The sequence below is a fragment of the Mannheimia cairinae genome (genome assembly GCF_028649535.1).
Classification (GTDB): domain Bacteria; phylum Pseudomonadota; class Gammaproteobacteria; order Enterobacterales; family Pasteurellaceae; genus Mannheimia; species Mannheimia cairinae.
On the sequence record NZ_JAQSJE010000015.1, the window covers coordinates 1 to 5,353 of the forward strand.

The 5,353-nt window shown below is 36.4% G+C and carries 6 protein-coding genes; 1 reads left to right on the forward strand and 5 read right to left on the reverse strand.

Features of this window, described 5'->3' with window-relative positions; translation table 11 throughout:
* Positions 1 to 231: 231 nt before the first annotated feature.
* A complete protein-coding gene (gene murI / locus PTQ27_RS11465) occupies positions 232 to 1,026 on the reverse strand; it encodes a glutamate racemase (protein ID WP_273749246.1) in 795 nt (264 codons plus the stop codon).
* A gap of 134 nt (positions 1,027 to 1,160) precedes the next feature.
* Here murI and PTQ27_RS11470 point away from each other — a divergent pair, with 134 nt between their 5' ends.
* Complete coding sequence (locus PTQ27_RS11470) at positions 1,161 to 2,030, forward strand: NAD(P)-dependent oxidoreductase (RefSeq protein WP_273749245.1); 870 nt, start codon at positions 1,161 to 1,163, stop codon at positions 2,028 to 2,030.
* A 37-nt stretch (positions 2,031 to 2,067) separates the two neighbouring features.
* Here the strand turns inward: PTQ27_RS11470 and PTQ27_RS11475 are convergent, their stop codons facing one another.
* The 4 genes from PTQ27_RS11475 to PTQ27_RS11490 all read right to left on the reverse strand — a co-directional run.
* Positions 2,068 to 2,562, reverse strand: a complete 495-nt coding sequence (locus PTQ27_RS11475) for a chorismate--pyruvate lyase family protein (protein WP_273749244.1) — start codon at positions 2,560 to 2,562, stop codon at positions 2,068 to 2,070.
* A 109-nt stretch (positions 2,563 to 2,671) separates the two neighbouring features.
* The gene (udp, locus tag PTQ27_RS11480) at positions 2,672 to 3,433 is read right to left on the reverse strand and encodes a uridine phosphorylase (protein WP_273749243.1); all 762 of its coding nucleotides are present in this window, start codon (positions 3,431 to 3,433) and stop codon (positions 2,672 to 2,674) included.
* A 230-nt stretch (positions 3,434 to 3,663) separates the two neighbouring features.
* Positions 3,664 to 4,380: an acid phosphatase AphA gene (gene aphA / locus PTQ27_RS11485; RefSeq protein WP_273749242.1), complete on the reverse strand. Its 717-nt coding sequence runs from the start codon at positions 4,378 to 4,380 to the stop codon at positions 3,664 to 3,666.
* 140 nt (positions 4,381 to 4,520) lie between these two features.
* Positions 4,521 to 5,353 (reverse strand): glycosyltransferase (locus tag PTQ27_RS11490; protein ID WP_273771143.1); only part of this gene is annotated, 833 nt, incomplete at its 5' end.

The window sequence follows — 5,353 nt, forward strand, 5'->3', positions numbered from 1 at the left end:
AAGACTTCAAGTTTTAAAAATATTTTTAAACAAAGTCAATCAACAAGTGCCCACACAGATTGTCTGATAAATTGTTAAAGAACAAAAAAGAACGACGCACCGTATTTAAACTTATTCACAACAGTGCGTCGTTGTGTGGGGTGCATTATAGAGATTTTTTAAATCCGTGCAAGTACTTTTTTTAAAGTTTTTATTAAATGAGTTTTTTTTCATCAAAACATCAAAAAAAGCCTAAACCTCAATCACAATCAGCTCACTAAAACCCCATTTTTTCATAATACTTTGTTTAAACTCTAAATCTTGTGACGTTGTCGTGCAAAAAGCCCTATTTTCTAAATTATGGCTTACTTTGTATTTATCTCTTTCATTTAAGAGACTTGTTACTCGTTTTGCAATGCCAATTCCAGGATCAACAAAATATTTAACAGATGGTAAAAGCTGTTTCAACTCCTCTTTCACTAATGGAAAATGCGTACAACCTAAAATAACGGTATCAAGTGTTGGGTGATTAACCCAAGCCTTTACAACCTCTTGTAAACGAAGTAAATCAACCGTACCAGTGCGTTGCTTTTCTTCTACTATCTCCACTAAGTCTGTGGTGCCTATCATTTCAATTGTGCAATCTTTTGCATATTTTTCAACAAGTTCTTTTACATAAGGGCGAGCAACCGTCCCTTTTGTTGCTAATAACCCTATTGTTTTTGTTTGAGAAATAACAGCTGCTGGTTTAATAGCAGGGACAGTCCCCACTATCGGAAAATCAAAAGCCTCTCTTAATGCAGGAAGAACTACTGTACTCGCAGTATTACAAGCAACAACCACCATATCAAGCGGTTGTTTTTCTGCAATTTTTTGCACAATCTTAATTGCTCGCTCAATTAAGGTTGCTTCAGATTTTTCCGAATATGGAAAGTAAGCATTATCAAAGCAGTAAAGGTAATGGGCATTAGGCAATACTTTACGAATTTCATCATAAATCGTTAAGCCCCCCATTCCCGAATCATATAAAAGAATTGTTGGTTTCATTGTTATATATAAAAGAAATAATTTAGCAAAATGCTACTCTTTTATCTTCTGGTATTCAAGCGATCTATACATTTGACTTCATTTACTAAAATCGTTAATAATCAAACTAATTTATTACAGTAAGGAGAACAAAAATGCAAAAATTTAACACTCAAGAAATTGGTTGGATTGGTTTAGGGCAAATGGGGGAGCCAATGGCGACTCACTTGCTAAATAGTGGAGTGAAGGTAGGGGTTTATAACCGTAGCCCTGCAAAAGCAGAAAAAATTGTCTCTGCGGGTGCGAAATCTTATGCTTCCGTTTTGGAGTTAGTGAAGGCTCACGAGGTGATTTTTTTAATGATTGCCGACTATGCCGCTGTTCAGCAAGTTTTAAGCCCTGAGGTTCTTACTGAGTTAAAAGGTAAGGTTGTGGTAAATATGAGTACCATCTCGCCAAGCCAAAACCAAGCAGTTGAGGCACTTTTAGCTCAACACGGGGCTGAATTTGTAGAAGCTCCTGTTTCGGGATCAAGCAAGGTAGCAGAAGCCGGCAAATTATTAGTGCTTTCTGCTGGTAAAGAAGAAATTATCGAGCAACTTAAACCGCTTTTTGCTGCTTTTAGCACCACAACATTCTATTATGGCGAGGTAGGTAAAGCGGGTGGCATTAAATTAATGATTAACTCGTTATTAGGTATTTTCATTCAAGCCTATGGCGAAGCATTAAACTTTGCCGATCAATATGGTATTCCAAAAGAGCAAGTGATTGAGATGATTTCTGGCTCATTTATGAATAGCCCTATTTTCCAAGCAAAAGTACCTATGTATTTGGAAAATAACTTCCCACCGGCTTTTATGATGAAGCATATGACCAAAGATTTTAATTTGGCGAGTGAAGAGATTGCAAAATTAGGTAAATCTTTCCCATTAATTGAGCAAGCAACTAAAACTTATAATCAAGCAAATGATTCAGGTTTAAGCGAAGTTGATATGGCTGCGATTTATCAGTTCTTAGCGAAATAAAAACAAAAATAGGTTGGTGTGAATGCCAACCTATTTTTTATAAATAAGGAAATGAATCTAAAAATAGTTCTTTAATTTCAAGCGAGTAGCCATTTATTTCATAAACACCACGGCGAGCAAAAAGCCCATTTTCAGATTGTGTCCATTCTTGTTTTATTCTGGCAGGATTTTGTGAAAATAACCACAAACCAATCGGTTGATTGCCAAGTTCCAGCACGTTATTCGCAATATTTTCAATACTCGATTTTGGCACCAATGTTTGAGCAAAAATCCAAGGTGTATCTCCGTCTTTTAACAACACTTCTCTCAACCACATTTCTTCACTGCAAGCGGTTGTTTTTTCTGAATTTTTTGCAATCCATTTTTCTTGAATGACTTCCACATTAAAATGGCTCGCCACTTCACATAATTTTTGTGTTAGAGAACCGCTATGTAGTAACCATTCTTGTTGAGAAACTGAAAGCGGTTCGGCATTTGAGAACCAAGCCGATTCTAAGAAGATTTTACGATATTTAAAATAAGGATTATTCATTGTTATTTTTGCAAAAATTTGACGATTTTCGACCGCTTGTCGCATCTTCAAAAATAAAAAGGATAAATTGTTGATGACAATTTATCCCTTTTTTATTCAATATTAAAGATTATTTTTTAATTAATTTTCTTGCTGCCTCAACCACCACAGACACCGCTTTGTGTTCTGTATCGTGCATTGTTTCCTCATTTGGAATTTCTTGCTGAGTGCGGTTTACAATCACACCAGCAACCATACCGGCACGTAAACCGAGAGCCGCACACATTGTAAATAATGTGGCTGATTCCATTTCAAAGTTCATAACATTAAGATCTTGCCACTGTTTTAATGAACCTTGGAATTTGCGATAAATTTTGCCAGTGAATGTGTCGTAACGTTCTTGACCTGGGTAGAATGTATCAGAAGAGGCGGTAATACCAACATAAGGTTTCACACCTGCTTCTGTTGCAGCTGCATAAAGGGCATTAGTACACTCAAAGTTTGCTACCGCAGGATATTCCATTGGTGCAAAATGTTGGCTTGCACCATCTAAACGTACGGCACCTGTCGTAATTAAAATATCACCTACGTTAATGTGTTCTTGAATTGCCCCTGTTGTGCCAATACGTAAGAAAGTACGAACGCCTAATTGAGCTAGCTCTTCCACACAAATCGAAACCGATGGGCCACCAATCCCTGTTGAGCAAACAACCACTGGCTCACCATCTACATAACCTAACCAAGACGTGAATTCACGTGTTGAAGCTAAAAATTCAGGGTTATCCATTTTTTTTGCAATACGCTCGGAACGTGCCGGATCACCCGGAACAATCGCAATTTTAGCCCCTTTTAACATCGCTTTAGTTAAGCCTAAATGAAATACCTCAGACATTTTATTATCTCCTTTAATTTAATTCGTAAACTGAATACGAAATCATTCTACCCTAGCAAGCGGTTGATTTACGATGTTTTTTTGCAATCAATTCTCAATTTTGTGAAGCAGATCAAAGGCAAACGGTTCCGTATGGAGCAAGACAATCAGTAAAAAAAGCAAGCGGCCCATTTTTCTGATTTTTTTGCAAATTTTCCAGAAAAATGAACCGCTTGTAAAAAGAAACTAAATTAGTAACTTGAATTGATTACAACTTCTTCGCCATAGCCACCTGCTTGTGGGAATGGTGTATAGTTGGAATTCGCCGCTCGTAATATACGAATACCTCGAATACCCGCTTCTCGTGCCGCTAAAATATCATCGTCACTATCGCCATAATGAATTTGTACTTTGTGCTGAATAATTGCTGGTGTTTTATCGTATTTAGTAGAGTGTTCTTTTCCACCCATAAAGTTTACGGGTTGCATATTTTTAATGCCTAAGTTTTTTTCCATAATTGCGGTTACTTGATCATCTTTTCCAGCTGTACGACCAGTAATTAAATAGACTTGGTCACCTCGCTCTTGATGCATTTTAATCAGATCGATAGCAACTTGTTTTGGTAGGGAATATTTATCACAACCTGCATTAATTTCATCCCAAAAATCTTGGTTTTTTAAATAGCTGTAATCATTAGGCGAGTATTTTTGTTTACCATAGTGGAAGCAACCACTAGAAGCTGCAACTGTATCATCAATATCAAAACTGATTGCCATTGGCGGTAAATCTTTGATACTCTCTTTAATTTGGTCGATTGAAACCCAATGAATCGGTGCTTGTTGAGCTTCATTGGTTCGCATATCGATCCCTTTTTGGCTATAAGGAACCTTAGGCCCTCCAGCTTGAGCAGAAAGAGCAATTAGAGAGGCTAATATTGCTGCTGCAGCTGTTTTAATCGTCAATTTCATAGTATGTCTCCTTTTATTATGACTGATCGGGCTGCTATTTTAATCCTCTTCGACATACTGTTCTAATATTAAACTTTCATTTTGTGAACAATATCACAAGCAAACGATTACGTAACTCATTAATTTTATTGGTTTTTTATCTAAAGATTATCATCCTTATCCCAAATAAAGCGTCCTCCCCAGTTATCAAAACTTTCTTCTGCTTGAAATACTATTATTTCACAGGCAAATTCATATGCTTCTTTAGGGGTTAAAGAAAAGGGTTCTGAAAGTAAATGATTAAAAGCGGAAGAATAGAATGCACTCGGGTTAAAGGTGCTATTTAAACTTACCGTTTTTGTGCAAATTCTCCTTTTACCTAAACTAGATAATGGAGGATAAATATTGTGATCGTATTGCCAATATTGGTAATGATTAAGCTCTTTGACTATATCTTGATAGAGAAAACAACTGTTTATATTGATATAAGGAGTGTTATCTATAGTAAATTGAATAATGCCATCTACTCCCCCTAATTTATACGCACATTTTAAGGGTTCTTGTTCGCTTCTATAATCGCCTAACGATTTGATGGTATCAATACAAAGAAATTGACCTTCTTGATCATAAAAATTACGTAAGGCATAAGCATAGTCTTTTTGGCTTTCAGATAATGCTTTTACTCCCTTTTCGATATGATTTGGCTCAAACCAACAATCTTCATTTAGAAAGCAAATGACCTCTTCGTGTATTAAATTTGAAATAATCTCATCAATACTAGACTCTGATAACGTACTTTCAGGTAAATAAGTGACGATGGGTGTTGCAAATTTTATTAAAATTTCATCCGCTTGCTGATGATACTGTTCGCTATCAACAAAAATGTAGTGTTTGCAAAGATAAGTTTGGTTTTGCACACTCAAAATAGAGCGAGCTAATTCAGGACGCCCCGTTGTTCGAGTAATAACCGCAACTGCTGGCTGGCTGGCTGGCT

Excerpts from the sequence above, each read along its gene's own strand:
- murI (WP_273749246.1), bottom strand. The coding sequence starts at position 1,026 with ATGAAACCAACAATTCTTTTATATGATTCGGGAATGGGGGGCTTAACG.
- PTQ27_RS11470 (WP_273749245.1), top strand. The coding sequence starts at position 1,161 with ATGCAAAAATTTAACACTCAAGAAATTGGTTGGATTGGTTTAGGGCAA.
- PTQ27_RS11475 (WP_273749244.1), bottom strand. The coding sequence starts at position 2,562 with ATGAATAATCCTTATTTTAAATATCGTAAAATCTTCTTAGAATCGGCT.
- udp (WP_273749243.1), bottom strand. The coding sequence starts at position 3,433 with ATGTCTGAGGTATTTCATTTAGGCTTAACTAAAGCGATGTTAAAAGGG.
- aphA (WP_273749242.1), bottom strand. The coding sequence starts at position 4,380 with ATGAAATTGACGATTAAAACAGCTGCAGCAGCAATATTAGCCTCTCTA.